We start from the raw sequence: 26,595 nt of genomic DNA, 5'->3' as shown, positions 1-26,595 counted from the left end.
TTAATCTATGAGACTAAGCAATCTGTGTTCATCTGTACAATCCGTGGCAAAAAGATTTAAATTTTTAAAATAAGACATTTAATCTGAGCAATAACTTATCATATATGCAAAAATTATTTTTCGTACTTATCTTTTTAAGCGTCTCGTACTGTATTTTTGGACAAGAAAATACGTCTAAGTTTGCAATTGGCTTGAGTTACGGTTTGGGTAACGAGCTTAAAAATACGGATTACACGTACACCAATCGCTGTCTTAAAACGCAGGTTTATTGTACGCTAAAAACCACGAAAAATTTAGAATACCAACTTGTTTTTGGCCCTGAAATTAATTTTGCCACACATCAATTGCTCAATCTGTACTTTGTAACCCCCGACGAACCTAATTTTGAAGAGCGACGGGAACGATTTACAAAACTCAAAAACATTCGTGAATATGTTTTGCCCGTTGGATTTATTGTTAGGAAACCAATTTCAAAATCGTGGAGCGTGTTTATTTTGGGAAGTGTTGGTCCGATGTACACGGATACCGAAACCGAACGCTTGTCCAAAGGATTTTCTTTTTCGGATGTTTTAGGCTTGGGAATTTCGTATAAAATCAAAAAGATTACTTTAGATTTCAGACCCAATCTAAGGCACAATTCTAACGCAGGCTTGCAAAATGCTAACGCAGGAATTAATACTTTGAATTACGATTTTGGAGTTGTTTTTCGGTTGTAATTATTCCGAAACATACACATTATACACGATTTTCACATCTTCATAATTGATGTAAAACTGCTTCCTGTTCTCTTCATTTTTTTTCGTTACAATCAAAATGGTGCACAATCCACCTTCATTGTCAGCACATTTCATCGGAATAGTTTCTTGGTCTTTTTCAACAATTTTTTCGCCATAAGCCAAAATAGAATACAGCTGAATTTCTTTAGAATTAATTACAATACGGTCCTTTTTGCCGTCCAAAGTAATAACAACGGGTGTGTTGTTAAAGTCGGTCCAACTTCCCCAATTTCCTTTTTCATTTTTTTCGATGATGCTAAAACTGTCGGCTTTAAAGCGGTAAACCTGTGCGGAAACATCTTGAAAGGCAAACAAGAGTAGGAACAACGGGAGGACTATTTTTACGATTTTCATGTAGGGGTGTTTGGTTCACAAAACTACAAATTCTATTCCACAAAAAAAGCGAACTTTTAGGGTTAGCTTTAAATTTTACTTTTGAATAAAAACATTATTTTCCTTTTGTACGTCCGCCATCATTTCTGAGGGGTCGATGATGATTTGTTTGATGTCTTTTTTAGATTTATTTATCGAAAAAGTGTAGGTATCAAAACTCCAAGCCCAATCATTCAATACGGTTCTTTTTAATTGAGGGTATGGATTTTGTTTCTCGCCAAACATCATTCGTAACGGAATGTAAAAACTTTCGGCGGTTCCATCGGTGTATTCCACAACCAAATCGATCGGCATGGGCATTCGGCCTTTTCGCTCCAAAGTAATACTGGTTTGAGCGTCTTTTTCGGCTATTTCTTTAATTCCGTAATCGATGGTGTTGGTGGTTTTGGTCCAATCGTTCAAGTACCAACCCAATTGCATTCCAGAAACTTTTTCGGCAATTCTGATAAAGTCGTTTGGCGTGGGATGTTTAAATGCAAATTCTTTGTAATACCTGCGAAGGGTTTTCATTAAATTTTCATTTCCAATAACATATCCCAGTTGACTCAAGAAAACACTTCCTTTGCTGTAGGCCGAAATACTGTAAATTTGATTTACATCGTGTCGATCAGCATGCGTGGTTTGTGGCAATTCTTTACCCGAATTGACCATAAAAAAATAGCTTTTGTAAGAACCTGCTAACGGATCATCCACTTTTTTTTCGTTAATGGCATTTTCGGCCAAGTCGGAAATAAAAGACGTAAAACCTTCGTCCATCCAGTAGTGCTTACTTTCGTTGGTTGCTAAAACAAATTGGAACCAAGAATGTGCCATTTCGTGAGCGGTAACGCCTTGTAAACCCTCAAACTTTCCGTTTCCTAAAATTAAAGTGGACATCGCATATTCCATTCCGCCGTCGCCACCTTGAATGATGGAATATTGTTCGTATGGATACGGACCAACATTTTGATTAAAAAACTGCATCATTTGAACGGCTTTTGGTTGTAATTTTTTCCAGTTTTCGAGTATTTCTGGATTGTTTTTATACAAGAAATGCAGTTTGGCACCACCAGGAACTTGGGCCGTGTCGTGGATATAATCATCATCGGCAGCCCAAGTAAAATCATGTACATTGGGTGCTAGAAAATGCCAAGTGAGCGTTTTGGTTTTTCGAGGATGTTTCACCACAAGGCCTTCATCTTGATAGCCGTGGCCAATTTCGTTTGGATTTTGCAAATAACCCGTTCCGCCAACTGTATAGTTTTTGTCGATTGTAATTTTAACATCAAAATTTCCCCAAACACCATAAAATTCTCGAGCGATGTACGGATCGGCGTGCCAACCTTCAAAATCATATTCGGCCATTTTTGGATACCATTGCGACATCGAAAGGGCAATTCCTTCGGCGTTATTTCTACCAGAACGCCGAATTTGAACGGGAACCTGTCCGTCAAAATTCATAGTGAAAGTCGATTTTGTATTGGGTAAAATGGGTTTTTGCAACACAACTTCTAGAATAGTTCCCACCACTTTGGTCGAAGCCACTTGACCATCTTGCTTGAAATCATTGATTTTTAAAAATCCAATTTCGTTAGGTTTCAATCCTGCAATTCGACTTTCATAAGTTGTTTTTTGTGGCGTTTTAAAAGTTTTCACCATCCGTTTATCTGGGTCTGAAATACTTTGCAATCGTGCGTCCATTTCGCTTCCCGGTTGAAAGGCATTATTAAACAAGTGAATATACACTTTCTTTAACGTATCTGGCGAATTATTGGTATAAACAATTTCTTGGGTTCCTTTGTAGGTAAAGGTTTTCACGTCCATTGAAACGTCCATTTTATAATCGGCTTGCTGTTGCCAATATGGACTGTTTTGGGCAAAGCCAAAGGAGAATAAGATTAAAAACAGGGAAATAATTGCGGTTTTTTTCATCATTTTTATAAATAAAAACGGAAGGCGTGAACCTTCCGTTAAGTTGCAATAATTAAGCTATTATTTTCCAGACATCTTTGCAGCCATTTGCAATGCCGAATACGCATTTACAATTTTACCCGATTTTGATAAAGTAGAAAATTGTTTTTTCTCACCGTTTTTTCCACCTACTTGAACCATTGTGTTGATTGCCGTTCCTGAATCCATCAAAATTTGTTTTACTTGACTGGCAGAAAGTTTTGGATAGTAAGACCTAATCAATGCGGCAACTCCTGCTACATTTGGAGCAGCCATTGAAGTTCCTGCAAGATATTGATACGAATTTTCGGGTGTTGTAGCATAAATTTGCACTCCTGGAGCAAAAACGTCCACGTTCAATGCACCAAAATTGGAAAAGTTGGCTACTACATTTTCGCCGTACTCAAAGTTCAGAGCTCCGATAGTAATTAAGTTATCGGCAAATTCTGTTTTTTTATCATCAGAATCGTTTGGAAAATTATCCTCGATATCAATGTTTTTAGCGTCGTTACCTGCCGCGTGAACAATCAAAACGTCTTTCTTTTCGGCATATTTAATGGCATCATAAACCCATTGTTTGTGTGGAGAAAATGATTTTCCAAAACTACCGTTGATCACTTTTGCACCATTATCAACTGCATATCGGATGGACAAAGCGATGTCTTTATCGTACTCATCGCCATCTGGAACTGCCCGAAGTGTCATGATTTCTACATTATTTGAGGCAACACCGTCGCCTCCAATGTTGTTGTAACGTCCTTGCGCTACTATTCCTGCAACGTGTGTTCCATGAAGCGCTTCTTGCTTGTCTGGCCCAATTACATTGTTGTTTCCGTATTTGGTATCGGTTAAATCATTAGGATTGTCGCCTAAAACTTTGCGGTAATCTTGTTTTAAATTTTCGCCATTCAAAGTGGAAATAATCCCTTCCAATTCTTTTTTGATTTCTACTTTCAAATCCGCCACTGGCAGTCCAAAAGAAAGAAGTTGTTTCATGACTTGAACGCTTTGAACAACTGTAGCATCTGTCGATGTTATTTTGTTTAAATCTTCAATTGTATAAATGTCTTGTTTCAATTCTTTTTTAAGCACTTCGTCGGCGCTATTCGCTGCCATCATCATGCCTTCCATTTGGGTACGACCTTGAGTTGCATCTGCTGTTTTTTTATCATAGATAGCCTTTGCTTTTTGGAAAGTAGCTTCGTCTACCAACGATTTATCTTTCACAATCCTTTCGTATTCCAAATTTTCTTTGGTAATATCACCTAGAAAATTCCAACCGTGCATGTCGTCAATGTAACCGTTATTGTCATCGTCGATTCCGTTTCCAGCAATTTCTTTTGAATTGGTCCAAACCGCGGCTGCTAAGTCGGGATGTTCGATATCCACACCAGAATCAATAATCCCTACAATTACTTTCGAACTTACTTTATCTTTTAACAATTCGGCATACGCTTTATCCACACTCATTCCCGGAATCGTATCAGTAAGAACGTCCAAGTGGCTCCAACGCTGCAACTGTTCGGTAGTGATTTTTGCTTTTTTTACCGGCAATGCATCTACATTATACATCGTTACTTTTGTAGTGCTACAACCGGTTAAGGCAATCGCAAGAGCAAGCGATAAATACGTTAATTTTATTTTTTTCATTTTATAAATTTGATTTTAATTTTCAATTTATCAGTCCCAAAGGAACTCATTTTGTTACAGAAGTTGCCAAAAATAACAAAATTTTTAGATTTTAAGTTTTTCTTTTTTACAAACCAATTACGTCTGCGGTTGTAAAAACTTCTTTTAGTCGAACCCCTTTTTCGGTTTCTTCAACGGTAATTATGGGATTGTGAGCGTCGTGTTCTAGCCATAAATAATAGTTATTTACAGCGGCTTCCCTCAAAAATTTTTCCTTTTCGGGCAAAGTTAGCAAAGGTCTTGTGTCGTAACCCATCACGTAAGGCAAAGGTAAATGTCCGGCAGTTGGCAATAAATCAGCCATAAAACAGATGGTTTTGTCTTGGTATTGAATTTTAGGAATCATCATTTTATCGGTATGTCCGTTCATGTAGTACATTCCAAAGCCTAAATCTTCTGAAATGCCAAAATCACTATTGGGTCTTTCGACAAAATTTAACTGACCACTATCTTGCATCGGCAAAATATTTTCCCTCAAAAAAGAGGCTTTTTCTCTCGGATTGGGGTTCGTTGCCCATTCCCAATGGTCTTTATTGCTCCAGAATTTTGCGTTTTTGAAACCAACTTCGTAACCTGTTTTGTTTTTGTTCCAAATAACGCTTCCGCCACAATGGTCAAAATGCAAATGGGTCATAAAAACATCGGTAATATCATCACTGTGAAAACCATATTTTTCTAAAGATTTGTCGATAGAATGACTTCCCCAAAGCGAATAATAACCAAAAAACTTTTCGGATTGTTTGTTCCCCATTCCGGTGTCGATCAAAATGAGTCGGCTTCCGTCTTCAATTAGCAAGCAACGTGTGGCAATATCGATGAGGTTATTTTCATCCGCAGGATTTGTCTTGTGCCAAATGGTTTTGGGTACAACGCCAAACATAGCGCCTCCGTCGAGTTTAAAATTTCCGGCTTCTATTGGGTATATTTTCATTATAAAAGAATTTTCACAAAAGTAAACAATGATTTTTGATTAAAAATCCTGATTGTAGTCAAATAACCAATTGTTTTTTTAACTACTTTTAATTATTTCTTACTTATACATTTAAATTTTAATAAATTACAACTTTTATTTGTGTTATTTTTGATTTTCAACTCATTTTCTTCTCTTAAAAACTAAAAATTATGAAACTCATCAATTTATTATTTTTTGTTCTACTCCTTGCAAGTTGTACCCAAAATGAATCGGTTAAGAAAACCGAAATTAAGAATCCCGCTAAAAATTCGGTTATTGAAAAAGAAACCGTTTTTGAAATTGCTCGTAAAAAATCAGGTGTAAATTCACCAACTGATATTGATCGATTTGTTGTGGAGACCTTGGATAATCAAGAGTTGGAGTGGGATTATCTGGTGAAATTTTGCGAAAGCTTCATTATTTCTAATTCATGGGAGAAAATTTCTAAGAAAACGCAAGCTAAAACCTATGTCATTTATGGCAAAGCATTGCTGAGTGTTAAACAAGAAGCACGAGCGGTTTATTATTTTGAAAAAGCACTCAAAGAATATCCAGAAGAGTTGAAATTGGATCCACAGAGTTATATGTTGGCCAATTTAGATTTGGCGTATTGCTACGGCATTTTGCACAAAAGCGATTTGGGATCAGAATACACTGAAAAAGCGCTGAAAATTGCCGATAAATATAAAAGCCAAATCAATGCTGGCGATTATTTGACCATTTACAATAATTTAATCAACAACCAAAGTACAAAAGCCGACTTTTCGGAAATTTTTGAGAAGTACAAAATTGCAAAGGCAAATTATTTTGATACCGTAAAATTCCCGGTCGAAAGCGATGCCGATTACAAGGAGATTTTATATAAAAAAGCAGAAATTAAATCTTTGGTAAGTAAAAACGATACGGCGGCGGCTTATTTGAAGTTAAAAGCTTTTAAAAATTGGTCGCCCAAATATGGTGTTGTGGACAAAAATAGCAACTTATTATCCACTTTCGGTTGGCTTATTGATCGTTATGATTTTGACTATGAAGATTTTAATAAGTCGCTTCAACTTTCCAAGGAATATTACCAGTGGGCTTTTGAACAAGAGGAATTGCCTGTGTTTCGAATGTTGTCTTTGTCGAAATTGGCGCGGTCGCATGGCAATTTGAAAAACCACCAAGAAAGCATCAACTATTTGACACGCATTGAAAACGAATTTCCTACTCCGGTAAGTGATGTGAATTTTTATTCGCTAAAAATCATGAAAGCCATCAGTTTATCGGAACTGAACAAACACAAAGAAACCGTTCATTTGCTAGATTCCATTTATCCATTGCTTACCGAAAATTTTATGGAGAAAAAAATCGCTGTACAAGATCTGTATAAAGAAGATTACGCTGATTTGAACTCGGGATTTTTCATTAATAATTTTGCTACTTCGTCCACATTGTATTATACGGCTTACATAAGCACGAAAGACAAATTACTGCTGGAAAAAGCCGAATCATTGGCACTTGCTGCTACTAAAATGTTTCAATTGTTTTACCAAGATGCTGGCTATGATTATTTTATCGCTAATTATTCCAATAAAATTACCACCGCACTTTTAAATGTTGCCCTGACAAAATATGCCAATAATCCTTCGAAGCAACGAGAATATATTGAGATGATCGAAAAAAATGCGTCACAACAATTATTCAACCAATTTCAAGATCAGGTCAAACAAAATAACCCGAATATTCAAGCGCTTTTTGAACAGAGCAATACCCTTGAAACAAAAATTGATGTGTTGGAAAACGAACTTTTATTTGTAACAAGTCCTTCGAAATCCAAAGAATTGGAAAACACAAAATCCAAATTAAGTGAAGTTGAGGCCAAAATAAAAGCAAAGTTGAAGAATTTTGCTTCAGTACGTGATGATTTTTAGATTCAAAATATTCAAAATCAAATTAATACGGATGAATCTGTGGTAAAGTTTTACACCACAAATTATACGATTTATCGGTTAGTTATCGAAAAAAATAACATTTCAATATCGGTGGTTGGGGAAGTCGAAGATGTGGAGAAAATCATGCTCAAGTACCTCAATGATTTGAAAAATCCAGCCAGTAATTATAAAGCGGGTGCCAAGAGTTTGTACCAACTCCTTTGCAAGAACATAACGACGCCAAAAGTTAATATCATTCCGCAGAATTTTATTTGCTATTTGCCTTTTGAAACTTTGATAAATGAGGAAGGAAAAAATTGGATTGACAGTAAAAACATCAATTATAATTTCTCTTTACCCTTGCTGTATGCGGGAAAAATTTATGATTTAAGAAGTGCCAATCAAAAAGCGCTTTGTCTTGCAGCCGATTATTCGCAGTCTAAAAGTGGATTAAAACCAATTGTATACTCAGAAAAAGAGGTTGATCAAATTGCAGCACTTACGGATGGCGATAAAAACACCAAATCGTCCAAGCAAACTTTTATTGAAAATGCCGACCGTTACACGATTTATCATTTGGCACTTCACGCCGAATTGAACGATGAAAATTTCGAACAATCGAATTTGCTGTTTAGCGGAGATGAACCTTTGTATTTTAAGGATTTTTACAACTTGAGTTTGCCATTTGACATGGTTGTTTTGAGTGCTTGTAATACTGGTTCGGGACAAATTGTCAATGGCGAGGGAATCATGAGTTTGTCTCGGGCCTTGACTTTTTCGGGTACGCGAAGTTCTGTGGTAAGTCTGTGGCAAGTTCCCGACAAAGAAACTTCAGAAATCATGGTTTCTTTCTACGAAAATCTCAAAGACGGTCAAGCCAAAGACGAAGCATTAACCAATGCTAAAAAAACATTTTTAGAGAATAATCCAATGAAAAACCATCCGTTTTATTGGGCTGGATTTGTTGTAAATGGCGATGTTTCGCCGATTATGTCAAATTCCAATTGGATGATTTATATGGGTATCGGATTTGTAATTTTGGTTTTGCTAATTGTTTTCAGGAAAAAATTATTCTAATTCCTTCAATAATTTTTGCGCCATCTCCTGCTGCGGATTTTCGGTTTCCGTTAAGGATCTTAAAAGTGGAATTGCTTTATCCTGTTCCTTTTCTTTTAAAAAAGCCAATGCCAAATACCATTTTACAAAAGGGGTAAAAGCATTGTTTTTATCCAAATCAAACTGCTCGAGGGTGACAATTGCCTCGGTTGTTTTTTGCAGTTCCATTTGCGAAAGCGCTCTATAAAACAAGGCATAGTCGTCTTTGTCGGTCTCGTATATTTTTGAAAACAAGACCAAGGATTTTTCGTAATTTCCATTGTCGTATTCGTAAAAAGCTTCTGATTTTATGTCCTCGCTGTTTTCGCCACGAACCGTTGGTGCTACCACATTTGGATACGATTGATAATAGTCTTCGTACAATTCAATAGTATCTGGCGATTGATTCATAAACCAATAACCAGCACCTAAAACCACTGCAATTGAAGCAGCAACCGACCATTTTGAAAGCCATTTTTTAGCTGATTTTGGCGTTTCGAAAGATTGTAGTTTTTGCTTCAAATCGGCACGTTCGTTCAATGTAATGGCTTTTTTTACATTTTTTTGAAACGCAAATTCTTCGGCAAAAGAAGCATCGGTGTCCAAATAATTTTGAAACAATAGTTTTTCTTCTTGCGAAAGTTGATTTTCAAAATACCTTTCTAGTAACTGCTCTTTGTTCATTTTCATTTATTTGCTGAGTTCTTTTAGTTGTTTCAAGCATCTTGATTTTTGACTTTTAAGAACATCTTTGTTGGTATACCCCAAAAGACTTTGTATTTCGTCTAATTTTTTTTCTTCGTAATAAAAAAGGTGGAGCACTTTCCGGCATTGCTCACCTAATTTTTTAAATCCGTTTTGCAACATTTCGATTTGCAAGTTGGTTTCTTCTTCACTGTAATCGTCGTAAATCATTTCGATTTTTTCAAAATCATCTATCGCAATAGTTTTCCCTTCTTTTTTAGTTTTTGAAAAATCATGAACTTTCCAATTCCAAATAAGTAGGTTGTAATACTGCTTTTTAAATCGTCGATTTTGCCTTTTTTAGCATTTTCTATCAAAGCAATTATCGCGTCTTGATAAACGTCGATGAGGTCGTCTTGGCTTAGATTATAGCGTTTGGCAAAAAGAATAAAACCATTTTTGTTGTCATTGTAAACCGTACGAATGCTTTTTTCGTCGTTTCTTTTTAACAAATCGATTACAATGCTGGATTCATTCATTAGTAGCCTTTTTTTTAGGAAGTAAACAAAGCTACTCAAAAAAAATCTCACCACAATGTTTACTTTTTTGAAGTACGTGCACTAACGGGAAATAAAAACTCTTGACACATGAAAAAAATAGTAATTCTAATCGGACTAGTTGTTTTCAATTTTTCGGCAAACGCTCAAGAAACAGTAGCTGGAAAAGTTTTGAAAAACGCAAAAGACAAAACCTATCAGCGGGGTGAACAAAAAGGAGATGAAACTGTAGAAAATGTTTTAACAAAAGCAGAAGATAAAATTAAAAATATTTTTAAAAAGAAGGACAAGAAGTCTAAAGAGGCAACGGAACAAACAGAAGAAAGCACCACTTCTGACGCTGAAAACAACAATCAGCCAACAAAAACTTCAACTAAAAAAGGTGTGAAATCAAATTCGAAATTTGATTTTGAGGCGGGTGAAAAAGAGTTGTATTTTGACAATTTCGAACGATTGAATACGGGCGATTTTCCAGCCGAATTCAACACCAACGCAAGTGGAGAGATTGTACACCTTGACCATCAAGAAGGAAAAAGGCTTTCTATGACTAAAAATGGGGCTTTTATTCCTGACAATATAAAAAAACTACCCGAAAACTTCACTTTAGAATTTGAAGTAGGAATAAATGCCGATCCTACCAATAATTACAGAGGTTTTGGATTGAATTTTACAACCGAACCGGATAATTTGATGTTAGAGCGATTTTTTTCAAAAGGCATTTCATTGATTTATTTGCATCCAGGAGCGGCTACTTGCAGCGTTAGCATCATTCCCACAAGCGGAACCGAAATCAATAACGAAATCAAAATGCCACAATGGAATGTGACTGAAAACAACAACTTTGTAAAAGTGTCGCTGTGGCGCCAAAAAGGACGACTTCGGGTCTATGTAAACGAAGATAAATTAGTGGATGTGCCTCGTTTTTTTACCGAAAATAAAAGTTATGATTTTGCTTTTTTCAGAAGTTTTTTCGATGAATGTGAAGTGTACCTTACCAATATTCGCTATGCGGTAGCTGGTGAAGATACAAGAAACAAACTTATTACCGAAGGCCGTTTTGTAACCAACGGAATTTTATTTGACGTGAACAGCGACAATATTAAACCCGAAAGTGGAACTATTTTGAAAGAAATGGCAACTACACTGCAGGAAAATCCAACAGTTAGGGTAAAAATTATTGGTCACACCGATAGTGATGGGGCTGATGCCGCGAACTTAACCTTATCTAAAAAAAGAGCTGCTGCTGTAAAAACAGCATTGTCTAGCTTTTATGGAATTGACAGTACAAGAATAGAAACCGATGGAAAAGGCGAAAGTCAACCACTCAACAAAAATGCAAGTGCTACTGAAAAAGCCCAAAATCGTCGTGTTGAATTTATAAAACTTTAATTATGAGAGCTTTTTTTACCTTTATTTTTTTGGCAATTGGTTTTCAAAACTTTGCCCAATCTTTTTCTGATGGCGTGTACAATACCTCGTACGGCACGGTGAATTTAACTTTCGAAGTGGGTACCGATTATCCAAACGGCGGACTGGTTTATGGCGACTACAAAGGTATAGGTACAATTACTGGTACAACATCTAATAATGCAAAAGAACTAGCTGGCTCATTTCATAATGGTGCACAAGTAGGAAAATTCATCTTCTTTTCACCAAGCGGAAAACAGAACTTTTTTGACAATGGTATCACCAAATTTAACGGAAATTGGGGATACGGAACCGATAATAAATATTCTACCAATCCTGATCACATTTGGAATGCAACGGGTAAAACAGGAGGAAAGGACGCCATCAAAAACGTGACAAATGTTTGGAGCGGAAAATGGAACACAACCGATGGCAATCTTATTTTACAGCAAGTGGGAAACAAAGTTACCGGAACTTATAAAGGCATCGGTACAGTTGACGGCATTTACAACCCCACAACCAAGAAGTTAAAGGGTACATTTTACAACAACAACACCAAAAAAACGGGTCATTTTGAATTCAACTTTGAAGGAAATACTTTCAAAGGAAAATGGGGTTGGACTACTGCAATGACTGGCGGGAATTGGGATGGTACGAAGCATGTTAAAAACAATAAGGAAGTGGGTAAAAGCACAGCAAATGCTACGTCAACTTCTACTAATACCATTGTAAGTCCTCCTTTGCAAAAAGCAAACGATGTGAACTATGAATGTCAATTGGATTTTTTAACAACAGATGGGGCAAATAATGTTTACGGCATTGGTTGGATCAGGCTTTTCGTTAAAAATAAATCTACAAATAAAATGGAAACGGTCAACCCTCATATGTTTACCTATCTTGATAAATATGGGAGAGTTTTTGAAATACCAAAAAACAAGGCCGTTGACCAGCACAGGCTTTCTCTCATGAACGCACCAATTCGATTTAAGTTTAACCCAAATGATTACGGTTATAATTCATTAGAAGAAATGAAAGGAGAAGCCTACTTTGAATTTAAGTTTGAAGTAAAAACAGACGGAATTATAAGTAATGATGTAATCGGCAAAAAATCGGTAAATGTATTTATAGAAAATGCAAATATTAGAAAACGTGAAATGGGGGAAACCAACTTATATACACCCGAACCTGGATTTTTTAATATAGGTCAAGGAGACAAAGTTTTTGGAGTGTATCACAGTGTCAAAAAAGTGAATTAAAAATCGTATGAAAATAGTCCTATCTGCAGCACTAAGTCTGTTTTTTTTAGCCTTTTCCTGCGAAGGCGATAAAAAAGAAAACAACGCGTCAATGCAAGACGAGCTCAATGAAAAATTGGATGAAAAAGTGATTTTGGCCGACGATTTCAAAGGGAAGTTGGATGAAATACTCACACTCGAATTGGCTGCCGAAACCAGTGGATATCCAGCCGCTGAAGCCAAAAAAAGTCCAGATTCTGAAATTGAAAAAAAGTACAACAAAATTTCGATTTCGTATTCGTGGGAAAAATCAAATCGCATCCAAACGATTGAAGTAATGGGGCGAAAGATAGAAGCTCCAAAGTCAGATAAAGTCGAGCTGAGTTGGTTTAAAAACACCACTTTAGCAGCTTTCAAAAAAGAAAATCACAACCTAACGGAAGCCGAATTGAAACAAGCCGACGAAGCCATTACCAAAAAAATGGCCGAATTAAATTCGGATGGAAAAGCTACTAAACAACAAACGGATGGCGCGGGTTCAATTGCTAAAAATGCAATGAGAAACTTTAGTGTTGAAGAAGTAAAAAATGTAGGCGATTATGCGGTTTTTGCAAACACAAAATTTGCAGGTGTTCCCGTTCGTGAATTAAAAGTGTTTTACAAAGGATTATCGTTTCAGCTAACCGTAGATCTATCAGATGATGTTTCTGTTAACGACTCCGAAGCCATCGCATTGGCACAAAAAATTATTAACCAAAAATTACAATAACCATGAAAACAATTCAATTATCTCTATTAGTACTCGTGTTAACAGTAACGAGCGCTTTTGCACAAGCATTGCCCCAAACCGTAAAATACGATTTCAAATTTGATTGGTTGGCAGCACATACCATCAATCAAAATATAAACGTTGGAACAGAAAGCGTTCACGGAATTGGCTATTGCCGTTTGTTTGTAAAAAATAAAACTACAGGCAACGAAGATCAAATTCAACCCACAGGTTTTAAATACATCGGCAATTATGGACGCGTTTTTGAAGTGCCAAGAAATGCCGGGATGAAAGTAAGCAACGGCAACATCAAATCGTTGATGAATACTAAAGTTCGCTTTCAGTTTGAACCTGCAAAATATGGCTACAAAACGATGAAAGACCTTGAAGATAACGCCTATTTCAAGATAGTTTATGAAATTAAAGTATTCAAACCAGTAAATGATGAAATCGTTGGAAAACAGGAAGCTATTGTTTTCTTAAAAGATGCCAAAGTGCCGGCAATTACTTTAAATCAAGCTAAAAACACAACCAATATTCCAACGCGACCTGGATACATGCGTTTCAATAAAGCAAAATATAATTTGGGAATTGTGTACAGTATTGCCAATTTAAATTAAATCTTATGAAATTCGTGCTGTTTTTCTTCTTTTTTATAGGAATATCTGCCCAATCTCAAATTAAGTTTTGGAACACAAATCCTACTTCAAACATGCCAAAGTTTGAAGTAGTTTGGGGAGAAAAAACCACTATATTTTCAAAAGTTGGTGGCGATGTAAAGCCATTGTATGTTTTCAATAAAACAGCTCAGCCAACTTTTAATGGCGATGGAAGAACCAAATATAAAATGACGGTATCTAGTACGGATAAAGTAGCTAAACGCACTTTTGAGATAAGTTACACACATCATCGTCTAACCAACAATTATCTTGGCTATATCAAAGCTACTTATGTTTACCTTGACAAACGACCAACAAAAATAGATGAAGAATACTTTGAAACTGTTAAACCAATAAATTAAAAAACAATGAAAAAAATAATTTTAACCCTAATTCTTTTCGGATTTACCTCGCTTTCTTTTGCTCAATTAATACAAGGTGAAATAAAAATAAATGACCAATCTAGAGCAGAGATCACTTTAAAATCGAATAAAATCGTCAATCTTTATGCTGATTTTAGAGAAAAAAAATATCCGATCCACTTCGTTTTTACAGGAATTGATATTCCGCAAAATTCAGATAAACAAGAAGTTGTTCAGTTTGTTTTTAACACCACTGTCAAAAAAGACGGAAAAGTGTTGGGAACTATTAAAAGAAGTCCGATTCCGTTTTTTCCTGGAGATATGTTCATGCCAGTGGAGACCTTCGATTTTATTTCGATTTTATCCAATATTCAAACCAATTCCAACGGCAGTATATCTGAAATTCCGAAAGGAAATTATGAAATTATTTTAGAAGCCAAGCCAATTGGGGCGAAAGGCGAAATCCAATCGGCACGAATTTTTGTCAAAATATAAAATGAAAAAAATACTAGTCCTCAGTTTTATGTGTTTTTCTCTTGCGAGTTTTGCGCAACAAAAACCCAAGAGCAAAACCAACGTTCCCGTTATTAAAGAAGCGCCAAAAACCAACGTACCTGTTTTAACCGATGCCGATGAATTGCTGGATGTGAAAAGTAACGAACCTGATTCAAACGATTTATTGGATGTAAAGGTTTCAATTCCGAAGCCAAAATTGCCCAACGCTGGTCAATCGGTATATAACGAAATTGGATTAAATGGCAACTTTTCATTCAATAAAAAAGTTGGTTTTTCAGTCAATGCTCCTGAAGGCAATTTTGTTTCCTATTTTTATTTGAATACAAAAAACGGTTACGCGATGCTCGATTGGAAAGGCATACAAGAAATGTTACCCGAAAATCCAGAAGGCGAAATGACACAAATTAAAAGTGCCAACAACGATTTTTATCAATACATCAAAAGTTCTGAAGGCAACTTTGCGATGAAAATGGGAAGCGACCAGTCGATGGTCGTACATGATCTTCAAACCGGAATGTCGAGCAAACACTTTTTCAAGACCTTTAAAAAAACGGGAAATAAGGTCGGGAGAGTCGGCGGAAACAAATATCCAAGAGTCGAATATTCGGGAACTTTTGAAGGTAAAAAAATGGCTATTTGGTTGTCCGATTCACAGGAAATACTGATTGACACGAAGTTCACGTACAGTATTTCGGGTTATTGGGGCCTGGGTTTCATGGCTAGTCCCTCAGGAAAAACGTATATGATTACCGGAATTACAGGCGATGGCGTTTCGATTTTTATGAACTACATTGAAAATGCCAACGCGAATTTTTCGGGTAAAGGATATAAACCAATCGGAGACATGCTAGCTCCAGCGATGGAAAATAATGCAGCATCTGAAGCAGAAATGTATAGCGAAATGCAAACTGAAATTAACAACGAAACAGATCCGAAATTACAGGCCTTGAAGGTTGAAGCTTTAAAAAAAGCCAAAAAGCGAGAAAAAGAAATAAAAACGCAGGCTGAAAAATTCGCTCAATCGAGCGACTTGACTGAAATGCCTTATGTAAGTCAGGTGCACAACTCAAAAGCAACTTCCGACTACTACGATATGATGATTTTGGTCATTGATCAATCCATCAGAGAACATGAACTGGGTTTGAAAGAAGCCCAAGAATACAACGACGCAAAAAGCAGTAAACGATATACCTGCCTAATAAATTGCACATCAAACGAAAAAAATAGACTCGAAAAAGTAAAATCGCAACACCTTAAAATTTTGGCGCAATTTAAAGAGGATGAAGATTTAAGAGACGAAAAAATCAATCAATTAATGGCTTCAGACGGAATTCCAAAAGCATGCAATTGTGAATAATTTTAGAATCCAATGTTTACTTTTTAAAGAAACAATTACTAACTTTAAATTCTAAAATGCATCAATTATGAAAAAAATTATTTTAATAACTTTGTTGTGCTCTTTGCAAAGCTTCGGGCAATACAGTTTTGAGCAATTTAGCACCTATACCGGTTCACTTTCGGGAGGTGCAAAGTATTACACTATTTTTAATAACGAGTTGTATTTTAATGCAGCAAGTACTCCCAGTACATCCAATTTTGAACTCTGGAAAACAAACGGAACACAAACAGGAACAACACAAGTTTCCGATATCGTTCCTGGGTTTGAAGGCTCAAGTCCTTTTAGTTTTCAGGAATTCAACGGATATTTATATTTCACAGCGTACAGCAGCACAACAGGCCGTGAACTTTACAGAACCGACGGAACTACTACTACTTTATTCAAAGAAATTAATGTTGGGTCTGGTTCTGGATTTGATCTAAGTGCCGATAGACATAAGTTTATTGTTTTAAACAACAAAATGTACTTTTTCGCAAGAGATATCGCGGGTAGTTATGATTTGTGGCGTACCGACGGAACAACAACGGGTACTCAAAAAATGGTTGAGGTCAATGGTTTTGGACTTGGAGACAAAGACCGATTTATTGAAGTGAATGGCGAACTTTTTTTTGTGATGGATGATGACAACGAAAACACTATTGGTAGCGAACTATACAAGTACAACGAAACTACAAATACTGTAACGCTCGTAAAAGACATTAATCCAAATAATGGCACTACCTCTGGCGTCCATATTACTTCTCTAACCAAGTTTGACAATAAACTTTTTTTCAGCGCGAATAATGGACTTTCAAATAGACTTTATGTTTCTGACGGAACCGAAAACGGAACCTTTATAGTAGAAAATACAACACCGCTAAACTACCTACAACCCCGAAAACTTTTTGTTTTTAATAACGAACTTTACTTCATAGCGTTCAAAATTGGAGCGGGCCAAGATTTATTGAAGTGCAAAAAAAACAACAACATCTATGAACTCGAAGTGGTATATGACACAAACGCAACTGGAAATCCAGCCCTAAATCCATTCAACTTTTTTGGTTTAAATGATTATTGCATACACAATAATGAGTTGTATTTTGTGGCAAGAGAACAAAGCGCACCAAATAACGGTTCTATTTATCAGATATACAAAACCAATGGAGTGGGTGCCCAAATAGCATTTTCGATAAGTACCGCAAATGTGGGAAACACATCTGGAAATGATATTCATAACTTTATTATTTATGATAACAAGTTATTTTTTATGATGACCGGTATAAATATGCCAGAACCGCAATTATGGGTTGCCAATTTTGTAGATGGTTCTATCTCTAGGCTAACCAATTATGGTGGTCCCGATACACAACCTCAAGGTTTGAGAGCAGATAGAGCACCAATAATTTATAACAATAACATCTATTTTTCGGGTTTTACTTCAACCAATGGCGAGGAACTCTGGAAACTATCAAGTTCCGATTTATCCCTAAATCAAAACGTAAGTAGTGAAAATCATAAAATCTATCCCAACCCAACATCCAACTTCTTAAACATTGAAATGGAACATACAGCAAATTTTAAAATCGAAATTTACGATGTATTGGGCAAAAAAGTAGCATCGTTTTTAAATCAAAAAAAAGTTGATATTTCTGATTTAGATAATGGAATGTATATAGTACGAACCATCAATTTAGAAAACTATTTGAGCCAATCACAAAAAATCATTAAGCAATAATTTTTTTGTTTGATAAAATCCTCCTTTGCAAAACCGAAGGAGGATTTTTTTTGGCTTTATTTTTCTTATGCCACCATAAGTTATAAAAATGTTACTGCTTGTTCAAAAAGCTAAAATTGACGTATCTTTGCACTTAATTTAGACAAAATCAATATAACGATGATAAAAGTATCTGATACAGCAAGCAAAAAAATTGTCAGCATGATGGAAGACGACGGTTTTAACGCTGCTACAGATTACGTTCGTGTAGGCGTAAAAAGTGGCGGTTGTTCTGGATTGTCTTACGAGTTGAAATTTGACAAACAATTGGGTGAAAACGATAAAGTTTTTGAAGATAACAATGTAAAAATTGCCGTAGAAAAGAAATCATTTCTCTATTTAGCGGGAACAATTTTAGAATTCTCAGGCGGTTTGAACGGAAAAGGTTTTGTTTTTAACAATCCTAATGCTCAACGAACCTGTGGATGTGGGGAGAGTTTTTCATTATAAATTAATCGAAAAAATTGAAAGAACCTTAAAAATAAAAAGAATCCAGTAGAAGCTAATGATGGTTGAAGAAGGAAAAAAGCATTTAATTTTAAATTGTTTTTAAAATAGAGCTATCGCAGCTTCTGTAAACATCTTAGATTTTGTAGCTCTTTTCGTTTTTTCAAATTTTCCTCTTTTTCAGATTTTTCACTTTTTTAGATACCAAAAAGCACTATGGCAAAATATACAGAAGACGACCTAAAAGTCGAATTAGAAACCAAAGAATACGAATACGGATTTTACACCAATTTAGAATCGGATACTTTCCCGATTGGATTAAATGAAGATGTAGTTCGAGCGATTTCCAAAATTAAAGACGAGCCTCAATGGATGACCGACTGGCGAATTGAATCTTTTAGAGTTTGGGAACAAATGACCGAACCCGAATGGGCTAACGTTCATTATACAAAGCCCGATTTTCAAGCAATATCGTATTATTCGGCTCCTAAAGCGGTGGATCCTAATAAAACACTGGACGACGTTGATCCAGAACTTTTAGCGATGTATAAGAAATTAGGCATTTCTGTTGACGAGCAAAAGAAAATGAATAATGTGGCGATGGATATCGTTGTCGATTCTGTTTCCGTAGCCACAACTTTCAAGAAAACGTTGGCCGAAAAAGGTATTATTTTTTGTGCGATTTCCGAAGCCATCAAAGAACACCCGGAATTGGTTCGAAAATATTTAGGGACTATTGTACCTCAAAAAGATAATTTTTATGCAGCATTAAATTCGGCTGTTTTTTCAGATGGAAGTTTCTGTTACATTCCAAAAGGCGTTCGCTGTCCGATGGAATTGTCCACCTATTTCCGGATCAATCAAGGAGGAACGGGTCAGTTTGAAAGAACGTTATTAATCGCTGATGAAGGCAGTTACGTTTCCTATTTGGAAGGTTGTACCGCTCCGAGTCGGGACGAAAACCAGTTGCATGCTGCCGTTGTGGAATTGATTGCGTTGGACGATGCCGAAATTAAATACTCAACCGTTCAAAACTGGTATCCTGGAAACAAAGAAGGTAAAGGAGGCGTTTTTAATTTCGTGACCAAAAGAGGTTTGTGCGAAAAAAACGCCAAAATTTCTTGGACACAAGTAGAAACAGGTTCTGCAGTAACATGGAAATATCCGTCTTGTATTTTAAAAGGAGATAATTCTATTGGCGAATTTTATTCCATTGCGGTAACCAATAATTACCAACAAGCCGATACGGGAACCAAGATGATTCACTTGGGAAAAAACACCAAATCGACCATTATTTCCAAAGGAATTTCAGCTGGAAAATCACAAAACAGCTACAGAGGTTTGGTCCGAATTAGTGCAAATGCTGACAATGCAAGAAATTTCTCTCAATGCGATTCCCTATTAATGGGAAATAATTGTGGAGCTCACACGTTTCCATACATCGAAAGCAAAAACACTTCAGCAAAAATTGAACACGAAGCAACGACAAGTAAAATTGGCGAAGACCAAGTGTTTTATTGCAACCAAAGAGGAATTCCAACCGAAAAAGCAATTGCATTAATTGTTAACGGTTTTGGAAAAGAAGTGTTGAAACAATTGCCGATGGAATTTGCCGTTGAAGCTCAAAAATTATTGGAAATTTCATTGGAAGGTTCGGTAGGATAGTTTAGGAATTTAAAAATCTGAAATTATGGAAATTACATTAAAAAACGTAAAGAAAAAAGATTTGCCAGTTTTCAAATCATTGGCCAAATCGCTTGGTTTTGAAATTGCTGAAAAGGTGGAAAAACCATACAATCCGGAATTTGTAAAAGAGATTCTGGATGCCGAAAGAAGTATAAAAGAAGGCAGAGGAGTCAGAATGACAATGGAGGAGCTTAAAGAATTATGCAAGTAGAATTCTCTGATAAGGCAAAGGCAGATTTAGATTTTTGGATAAAGTCAGGGAATAAAGGAATATTAAAGAAAATTTATTCCTTAATTGAAGATATTCAATTGCATCCATACCAAGGAATTGGTAAACCCGAACAATTGAAACATCAGTTATTTGGACGTTGGTCAAGAAGAATTAATCAAGAACATCGGATTATTTATAAAGTTACAAACGAAAATACAATAGAAATTTTAGATATTTTGTCTTTAAAAGGACACTACGAATAAACACAAAACCAAAATGTTAAGTATAAAAAATTTACACGCTTCCATCGAAGACAAAGAAATATTAAAAGGCATTAACCTTGAAATCAAAGCGGGAGAAGTTCACGCCATAATGGGGCCAAACGGTTCGGGAAAAAGTACACTTTCGGCAGTAATTGCCGGAAACGAAAATTACACCGTTACCGAAGGCGCTGTATATTTAGAAGGCGAAGATTTAGCCGATTTAGCTCCCGAAGAAAGAGCCCACAAAGGCGTTTTCTTATCGTTTCAATATCCCGTAGAAATTCCAGGCGTGTCGGTCACAAATTTTATGAAAACGGCCATCAACGAGTCCAGAAAAGCCAACGGTAAAGATGACATGCCTGCTAATGAAATGTTGAAATTAATTCGCGAAAAATCAGAGTTATTGGAAATCGATCGCAAGTTTCTTTCGCGCTCACTCAACGAGGGTTTTTCGGGCGGAGAGAAAAAACGAAACGAAATTTTTCAAATGGCAATGCTCGAACCTAAAATCGCAATCTTGGACGAAACCGATTCAGGCTTAGATATCGACGCATTACGAATCGTTGCCAATGGAGTGAACAAGCTGAAAAATGAAAACAACGCTGTTTTAGTCATCACCCATTATCAACGTCTTTTGGATTATATCGTTCCGGATTTCGTTCACGTTTTATACAACGGAAAAATCGTAAAATCAGGCGGAAAAGAATTGGCACTCGAATTAGAAGAACGCGGTTACGATTGGATTAAAGCGGAAAATTAATTTGTTTAAGGTTCGAAGTTTAAGGTTATAACAACTTTAAACATAAGAAACTTTAAACTTTAAACAAATAACTAAAAATGGAATTAAAAGAAAAACTCATATCCTCATTTATGGCTTTCGAAGAACGTGTAGATGTAAACGCTACTTTGCACGACATTCGAACAAATGCCATTAAGAATTTTGAAACAAAAGGTTTTCCAACTAAAAAAGAGGAAGCCTGGAAATATACATCACTAAATTCAGTTTTGAAAAACGACTTCAGCGTCTTTCCTAAAAACGAAAATAGTATCCAGTATTCTGATGTAAAAAAATACTATTTACACGAAATTGATACTTACAAAGTAGTTTTTGTAGATGGTGTTTTTAACTCCTTTTTGTCTTCTACGACCCACGACGGAATCGACGTTTGCTTGATGGCATCTGCTTTGACGAAGCCCAAGTACAAAATGATTATTGATACCTATTTCAATCAAATTGCCAATAAAGACGAAAGTTTGACCTCATTAAATACGGCTTTTGCGATGGAAGGCGCTTACATCAATATTCCAAAAGGAAAAGTAGCCGACAAACCCATTGAAATCATCAATTTCTCCACAGGAACAGAGGCGGCACTGTTGCTACAACCACGAAATTTAATCGTCGTAGGCGAAAATTCGCACGTGCAAATCATCGAACGGCACCAGTCTTTGAACTCGAATCCGGTTTTGACCAATTCCGTAACGGAAATTTTTGCCGCCAAAAGAGCCATTGTCGATTATTACAAAATCCAAAACGACAAAATCGAAGCCTCATTGATTGATAATACCTATATTGCTCAAAAACAGCAAAGTAACGTTTCGGTGCATACCTTTTCTTTTGGAGGAAATATCACTCGAAACAATTTGAATTTCTACCACCAAGGCGAACATATTGAAAGCACGCTCAAAGGTATCACCATTATCGAAGGCAGGCAACACGTAGACCACCACACTTTGGTGCAACATGCGACCCCCAATTGCGAAAGCCATCAGAATTATAAAACCATTCTAGATGATAAAGCAACGGGTGTTTTTAACGGTAAGATTTTCGTCGAAAAAGAAGCCCAGAAAACCGATGCATTTCAGCAAAACAACAATATTTTATTGAGCGATAAAGCATCGATAAATGCAAAACCACAGTTGGAAATCTTTGCCGACGATGTAAAATGTTCACACGGTTGTACCATCGGACAGCTCGACGAAACAGCCATGTTTTACATGCAATCTCGCGGAATTCCAAAGAAAGAAGCCAAAGCATTGTTGATGTACGCTTTCTCAAATGAAGTAATCGAAAGCATCAAAATACCTGCTTTAAAACAACGAATTACCAAAATTATCGCCACAAAATTAGGCGTGAATATGGGATTTGATTTGTAGACGCTAAACACAAAGAACGCTACGATTTACGCAAAGGACGCAAAGTTTATTACGGAACTTTTGCGTCCTTTGCAGTTTTAACATTATGTTCGTTGGGAGTTTTTTTATAAAAAAGATTAAGTATTTTAAATAATCTACTTGTCAAAACTCCCCAAAATCTCCTTCAAAAACCCATTAAAATCAAAACTTTCATCATCGGTCAATCCCATTCGAACAATCACCAAATCTTTTGAGGGAATGATAAATATTTTTTGACCTTAACTAAAACTATTCTTTAGAATTGAAGTAAGAAAATGATTGGGGAGGGGTCAAATTATAATCGTCTTTTAAGCTTTTAGGAGTGGTAAATTTTTTTTTATTCTTGATTTGAATTGCAAATCCATGTTTTTTATTAGCAAAATATTCATAAAAATATTCTTCCGTAATTCCAGAATGTTCTTTTGTTTTGTCCCAAAGCGTTTTAAGGTCAAATTTGAAGATTTCTCCAATTTCAAATTCTCCGATAACTTTTTGTACAGGAGACGAAGCATAGACTAAAACCGAAGTAACATTTTTGTTTTTGAAAATAGCTTTTCTGAATTCAAATTTTTTTGTCCCATCAAATATTTTATTCGCAAATTGAGGCTTTATTGATAGTACTACTTTCATTTTTTATTTACATTTAATCGTTAAGGCACTTCTTAGAACGTCGTATAGCCAATTACTGAACAACTCAATTAATACGGCTATTATCAATGCAAATATCGCATATTTAGCAATGGTTTTCCAATTGTTTTTTTCATATTTTGTTTTAATTAATGTACTTACACTTTCGACATTGGCTTCTTTCCAATGATATGCTAGATAGACTTGATTATTAACTTTTGGAATGTCAACATATTGGTCCCATTTATAATTTTCCAAATTTCTACAATTCAAAAACGGCTGATGATTTCCAATTAATTCTTCATCTTTAGAGCAAATAAAGAAGAAATGTTGCTTTTGAATTTTCAGTAATTTTTCTATTTTAATTTGCTCAAGTAAATCGTGATTTAAGTCTCTTATCTCATTAACTCTAAAATCAATCATTTCAATTTCAGAAAAAGCACTTTCTAATATTGAATTAGTTGGAACGCTTAAAGTGGATATTGACTTTATAAAACTTCCCTTAATTCGAAATCTAAAATAATTTGCCTTTTCTTCTTTTGGAATATTTATAGATATTATTGTTCCTCCGTGTTTTTCTTCAAATGATAAATCGGAAGTTGAGGTCTTGTAAATATTAAAAACAAATTCATTTTTTGTGTCTTTTATTTCAAAAGATTTGCTCGATGCTGTTGAAATGACTTTATAATTCTCATTAAAAATTGCACTTACTAAATCAACTTTGTGAATAAATTTCTCTACGATATCTTCAAAATCAGTTTCTTTTATTTTTACAGGAAAATATATTTTTAAAGAATCGATATTTTTAGTGTTAGATAGTTTAATTCCTATATCTAAGAACTTATGGGGCTGGCTTGTTCCGTTAGGAATTTTCCAAAAATTAAAATGTAAATCTAATTTTTCATCAGATTCTATATTGTTATCTATAGGTTTATACCAAATCGCTATACTTTTCATATTAATAAGCGTATTTTAAAAGTTTATCAAATTGCTCAACACTTATTTTTGAAAATCCTCTAGGAACATTATCATAACCTGAAATAATTTCATTATTTATTAACCACTCAAGGTTTGGCCTTTTTCTGAAAGAATAAGTATAAAGAAAATTTACAATAAATGGCCTATTTGCAGGATTGTAATTCCAATGTTCAGACAACTCTTGATTAGTAAAAACACTTCTTTTTCTACATAATGATATAAATACATCTTCTGTTTCAATGTCAAGAACACACGACTCAACTATGCCTAATGTTGTGGCAACGCCTTTGTATTTTCCTCCTGTCATATAAAACACAAGAATATCGCCAGATTGCATTTTCTTTTCGTAAGAACGTGAAATGTATACTTTACTTAATGCATTTCTATGCGGAAAACTTTCTACATAATCTTTTGGAGATTGGTTGTTTAAGATTGAATCGGGAAATAACTCTATATGGTAATCAGGATAAATTGGAACCATAAAAATATTTTGGTGTCGAGAGAAAAACGGAAATGTCAATTTAGGATTTTCAACGTTAATTATTTCTTTATTAAATGTTCTAACATAAACTTGCTCAACTCCATTATGAGTTGTTTTTGTTCCATAATGATAAAACCCCCAATTTTTAAGAAGCTCAATTAACCTTTCCTGTTCATCCCTTTGATCGAAAATAGTTACATATATTTCATCAACTCTAAATTGTAAAGCATTATCAAAAATTATTTTTAAAAATCTTTCTCCAATTTTATAACCGTTAGCAGTTACTTTAAATGTGCCAATTTTTAATCTTTTTTTCTTTGCAAATACAGGATTAATTTCATAATAATTTTCGCTTTCATCTTCTCTTTTTATAAATAAGAAAGCAGTTAATCTACCCTCACTGTAACACACATAACATATATCATCAGCTTTTTTATTAAACCATTTATCAAATTCTGCATAATCTTCTCTGAAACTGTCAAAAAAGACATCTCTTATGTTGACTTCAGCAAAATCAACTTTCTGAACTGACAAAACCTTATAATCAACTAATTCAGGATTTTCAGCGGTGACTTTTTCCAGAAAACTTTCTATTTTGTAGACTTTATCTGCTATACCAAGCAAATTTGCTTTTTTATGTATCTTTTTATCTTCAGAAATTAAAACATCAACTCTTCCTTCAAAAACTTCGTTTAAGATTTGAGTATCATTTATATCATTGTCTTGATTGTCAATTTTTTTGCTGACTTTTATAATCTCTTCTCCTAATGGTGCTTGATGCTTGAGCAAATTATAACTCTCAATTTTGATACTCATTGTGTCAAGAGTATTTGGATCTTTATATCTTTCTAATTCTTCGACCGTTAATGGATGGATATATTTCGAATATTTAAGATTGTCTATCCATTTGAATAGTTGACCAATTTCTGGTTTGTATATTTTGTTTGCTTCTCTGTGAATAATAATGTTGGTGTCAAGTAAAATTTTCATGGCGTAATAATTTTTAAAAGGCTTTTATAATCATTGTTTTTTATTTCAATATATGGAATTGAATACTTGTTTGAAAGATATTTTGCATATTCTATTTCCATTTCTTGTAACTCATTCAGAGTTTGAGCATCATATTTTTTATTATCTCTTTTCTCTAATCTTTCAACAATTTTTTCAACATTGTCAATTACAATTGAGATGATTTTTGGATTTATAGTATCAAAGGTTTGTTCGTCAATTTTACTAGGAACTCCATTAGAATTTAACAAGCAAAAATGTCCATCAAGCAAATATTGTTTGTCTTTTTCAATTAAGTTTTTTAAACCATGAAGTAATCTCTCTTGAGTCGATGAAATATTGCTAACTAATTTGTTGTCAACTGAACTAATTTCATTCCATTTTAAAACTTCACTTGCTGTAATGTGAATTAAATCAGAATGTAAAGCAATTTCCTTACATAAAGTTCCTTTTCCAACTCCATGAATTCCTCCTATAAAAATAATATTTTTCATAGAAACATTAATTAACTCATTGCTATCCGAAAGTTTTGACGATTTTAGAAATAAGCATTGTAACTGCCTATAAACAGGTCAATATTTCAACTTTATGCTGAAAATAAGTCAGAACTGAATTCTAATTGCGGTTGAGATCTTAT

The 26,595-nt window shown here is 35.0% G+C and carries 28 protein-coding genes; 17 read left to right on the top strand and 11 right to left on the bottom strand.

Features of this window, described 5'->3' with window-relative positions:
* Positions 1–104: 104 nt before the first annotated feature.
* The gene (locus ACIQ2X_RS02640) at positions 105–716 is read left to right on the top strand and encodes an acyloxyacyl hydrolase (protein ID WP_396177327.1); all 612 of its coding nucleotides are present in this window, start codon (positions 105–107) and stop codon (positions 714–716) included.
* Here the strand turns inward: ACIQ2X_RS02640 and ACIQ2X_RS02635 are convergent, their stop codons facing one another.
* From ACIQ2X_RS02635 to ACIQ2X_RS02620, 4 genes are all read right to left on the bottom strand, one after another.
* Complete coding sequence (locus ACIQ2X_RS02635; RefSeq protein WP_396177326.1) at positions 717–1,130, bottom strand: hypothetical protein; 414 nt, start codon at positions 1,128–1,130, stop codon at positions 717–719.
* Between the two features lie 75 nt (positions 1,131–1,205).
* Positions 1,206–3,080, bottom strand: a complete 1,875-nt coding sequence (locus ACIQ2X_RS02630) for a M1 family metallopeptidase (protein ID WP_396177328.1) — start codon at positions 3,078–3,080, stop codon at positions 1,206–1,208.
* A 60-nt stretch (positions 3,081–3,140) separates the two neighbouring features.
* On the bottom strand, positions 3,141–4,748 hold the full coding sequence (locus ACIQ2X_RS02625) for a S8 family peptidase (protein WP_396177325.1): 1,608 nt from the start codon (positions 4,746–4,748) through the stop codon (positions 3,141–3,143).
* A 106-nt stretch (positions 4,749–4,854) separates the two neighbouring features.
* On the bottom strand, positions 4,855–5,718 hold the full coding sequence (locus ACIQ2X_RS02620; protein WP_396177324.1) for an MBL fold metallo-hydrolase: 864 nt from the start codon (positions 5,716–5,718) through the stop codon (positions 4,855–4,857).
* A 191-nt stretch (positions 5,719–5,909) separates the two neighbouring features.
* Here ACIQ2X_RS02620 and ACIQ2X_RS02615 point away from each other — a divergent pair, with 191 nt between their 5' ends.
* Both ACIQ2X_RS02615 and ACIQ2X_RS02610 read left to right on the top strand, forming a co-directional pair.
* Positions 5,910–7,649: a hypothetical protein gene (locus ACIQ2X_RS02615; RefSeq protein ID WP_396177323.1), complete on the top strand. Its 1,740-nt coding sequence runs from the start codon at positions 5,910–5,912 to the stop codon at positions 7,647–7,649.
* Between the two features lie 111 nt (positions 7,650–7,760).
* Positions 7,761–8,726: a CHAT domain-containing protein gene (locus ACIQ2X_RS02610; RefSeq protein ID WP_396177322.1), complete on the top strand. Its 966-nt coding sequence runs from the start codon at positions 7,761–7,763 to the stop codon at positions 8,724–8,726.
* Here the strand turns inward: ACIQ2X_RS02610 and ACIQ2X_RS02605 are convergent.
* The 3 genes from ACIQ2X_RS02605 to ACIQ2X_RS02595 are packed head-to-tail and all read right to left on the bottom strand — an operon-like array spanning position 8,718 to position 9,967.
* Positions 8,718–9,434, bottom strand: a complete 717-nt coding sequence (locus ACIQ2X_RS02605) for a tol-pal system YbgF family protein (RefSeq protein WP_396177321.1) — start codon at positions 9,432–9,434, stop codon at positions 8,718–8,720. The two genes, ACIQ2X_RS02610 and ACIQ2X_RS02605, sit on opposite strands and share 9 nt — an antisense overlap.
* Positions 9,435–9,659: an RNA polymerase sigma factor gene (locus ACIQ2X_RS02600; protein ID WP_396177320.1), complete on the bottom strand. Its 225-nt coding sequence runs from the start codon at positions 9,657–9,659 to the stop codon at positions 9,435–9,437.
* 20 nt (positions 9,660–9,679) lie between these two features.
* Complete coding sequence (locus tag ACIQ2X_RS02595) at positions 9,680–9,967, bottom strand: hypothetical protein (protein ID WP_396177319.1); 288 nt, start codon at positions 9,965–9,967, stop codon at positions 9,680–9,682.
* A 108-nt stretch (positions 9,968–10,075) separates the two neighbouring features.
* Between ACIQ2X_RS02595 and ACIQ2X_RS02590 the strand changes: the two genes are divergently transcribed.
* The 14 genes from ACIQ2X_RS02590 to sufD all read left to right on the top strand — a co-directional run bounded on the left by ACIQ2X_RS02590 (position 10,076) and on the right by sufD (position 22,846).
* Entirely contained in the window at positions 10,076–11,374 is a 1,299-nt protein-coding gene (locus ACIQ2X_RS02590) for an OmpA family protein (protein ID WP_396177318.1), read from the top strand.
* A gap of 2 nt (positions 11,375–11,376) precedes the next feature.
* The gene (locus ACIQ2X_RS02585; RefSeq protein ID WP_396177317.1) at positions 11,377–12,648 is read left to right on the top strand and encodes a hypothetical protein; all 1,272 of its coding nucleotides are present in this window, start codon (positions 11,377–11,379) and stop codon (positions 12,646–12,648) included.
* A 7-nt stretch (positions 12,649–12,655) separates the two neighbouring features.
* Positions 12,656–13,396: a hypothetical protein gene (locus ACIQ2X_RS02580; RefSeq protein WP_396177316.1), complete on the top strand. Its 741-nt coding sequence runs from the start codon at positions 12,656–12,658 to the stop codon at positions 13,394–13,396.
* 2 nt (positions 13,397–13,398) lie between these two features.
* Complete coding sequence (locus ACIQ2X_RS02575) at positions 13,399–14,016, top strand: hypothetical protein (RefSeq protein WP_396177315.1); 618 nt, start codon at positions 13,399–13,401, stop codon at positions 14,014–14,016.
* Between the two features lie 5 nt (positions 14,017–14,021).
* Entirely contained in the window at positions 14,022–14,417 is a 396-nt protein-coding gene (locus ACIQ2X_RS02570; RefSeq protein ID WP_396177314.1) for a hypothetical protein, read from the top strand.
* A 6-nt stretch (positions 14,418–14,423) separates the two neighbouring features.
* Positions 14,424–14,912: a hypothetical protein gene (locus ACIQ2X_RS02565; protein ID WP_396177313.1), complete on the top strand. Its 489-nt coding sequence runs from the start codon at positions 14,424–14,426 to the stop codon at positions 14,910–14,912.
* Position 14,913: 1 nt separating this feature from the next.
* Positions 14,914–16,290 (top strand): hypothetical protein, encoded by a 1,377-nt coding sequence (locus ACIQ2X_RS02560; protein WP_396177312.1) that lies wholly within the window; start codon positions 14,914–14,916, stop codon positions 16,288–16,290.
* Between the two features lie 67 nt (positions 16,291–16,357).
* On the top strand, positions 16,358–18,046 hold the full coding sequence (locus ACIQ2X_RS02555; protein WP_396177311.1) for a T9SS type A sorting domain-containing protein: 1,689 nt from the start codon (positions 16,358–16,360) through the stop codon (positions 18,044–18,046).
* A gap of 159 nt (positions 18,047–18,205) precedes the next feature.
* Positions 18,206–18,535 carry a HesB/IscA family protein gene (locus tag ACIQ2X_RS02550; protein ID WP_396177310.1) on the top strand — a complete coding sequence of 110 codons (330 nt, stop codon included), beginning with the start codon at positions 18,206–18,208 and terminating at the stop codon, positions 18,533–18,535.
* 213 nt (positions 18,536–18,748) lie between these two features.
* Positions 18,749–20,197 carry a Fe-S cluster assembly protein SufB gene (gene sufB / locus ACIQ2X_RS02545; protein WP_396177309.1) on the top strand — a complete coding sequence of 483 codons (1,449 nt, stop codon included), beginning with the start codon at positions 18,749–18,751 and terminating at the stop codon, positions 20,195–20,197.
* 25 nt (positions 20,198–20,222) lie between these two features.
* Positions 20,223–20,429 carry a DUF2683 family protein gene (locus tag ACIQ2X_RS02540; RefSeq protein WP_396177308.1) on the top strand — a complete coding sequence of 69 codons (207 nt, stop codon included), beginning with the start codon at positions 20,223–20,225 and terminating at the stop codon, positions 20,427–20,429.
* Complete coding sequence (locus tag ACIQ2X_RS02535; protein WP_396177307.1) at positions 20,420–20,692, top strand: Txe/YoeB family addiction module toxin; 273 nt, start codon at positions 20,420–20,422, stop codon at positions 20,690–20,692. The genes ACIQ2X_RS02540 and ACIQ2X_RS02535 overlap by 10 nt, the downstream gene beginning before the upstream one ends.
* Before the next feature lie 13 nt (positions 20,693–20,705).
* Positions 20,706–21,452, top strand: a complete 747-nt coding sequence (gene sufC / locus ACIQ2X_RS02530) for a Fe-S cluster assembly ATPase SufC (protein WP_396177306.1) — start codon at positions 20,706–20,708, stop codon at positions 21,450–21,452.
* A gap of 77 nt (positions 21,453–21,529) precedes the next feature.
* The gene (gene sufD, locus ACIQ2X_RS02525; protein ID WP_396177305.1) at positions 21,530–22,846 is read left to right on the top strand and encodes a Fe-S cluster assembly protein SufD; all 1,317 of its coding nucleotides are present in this window, start codon (positions 21,530–21,532) and stop codon (positions 22,844–22,846) included.
* A 267-nt stretch (positions 22,847–23,113) separates the two neighbouring features.
* On the opposite strand, the gene ACIQ2X_RS02520 is transcribed toward sufD, so the two are convergent.
* From ACIQ2X_RS02520 to ACIQ2X_RS02505, 4 genes are read right to left on the bottom strand one after another with little or no spacing between them, the layout of a single operon-like run.
* Positions 23,114–23,494: an ASCH domain-containing protein gene (locus ACIQ2X_RS02520; protein WP_396177304.1), complete on the bottom strand. Its 381-nt coding sequence runs from the start codon at positions 23,492–23,494 to the stop codon at positions 23,114–23,116.
* A 3-nt stretch (positions 23,495–23,497) separates the two neighbouring features.
* Positions 23,498–24,448, bottom strand: coding sequence for a hypothetical protein (locus ACIQ2X_RS02515; protein WP_396177303.1), 951 nt, complete (start codon positions 24,446–24,448; stop codon positions 23,498–23,500).
* A 1-nt stretch (position 24,449) separates the two neighbouring features.
* Positions 24,450–25,940, bottom strand: a complete 1,491-nt coding sequence (locus ACIQ2X_RS02510; RefSeq protein WP_396177302.1) for a PIN domain-containing protein — start codon at positions 25,938–25,940, stop codon at positions 24,450–24,452.
* Positions 25,937–26,452, bottom strand: coding sequence for an ATP-binding protein (locus ACIQ2X_RS02505; protein WP_396177301.1), 516 nt, complete (start codon positions 26,450–26,452; stop codon positions 25,937–25,939). Before ACIQ2X_RS02505 ends, ACIQ2X_RS02510 begins: the two co-directional genes overlap by 4 nt.
* Positions 26,453–26,595 lie beyond the last annotated feature (143 nt).

The organism is Flavobacterium sp., from assembly GCF_044368625.1.
In the GTDB taxonomy this organism is placed as follows: domain Bacteria; phylum Bacteroidota; class Bacteroidia; order Flavobacteriales; family Flavobacteriaceae; genus Flavobacterium.
This window is presented reverse-complemented; position numbering and strand designations above follow the sequence as displayed.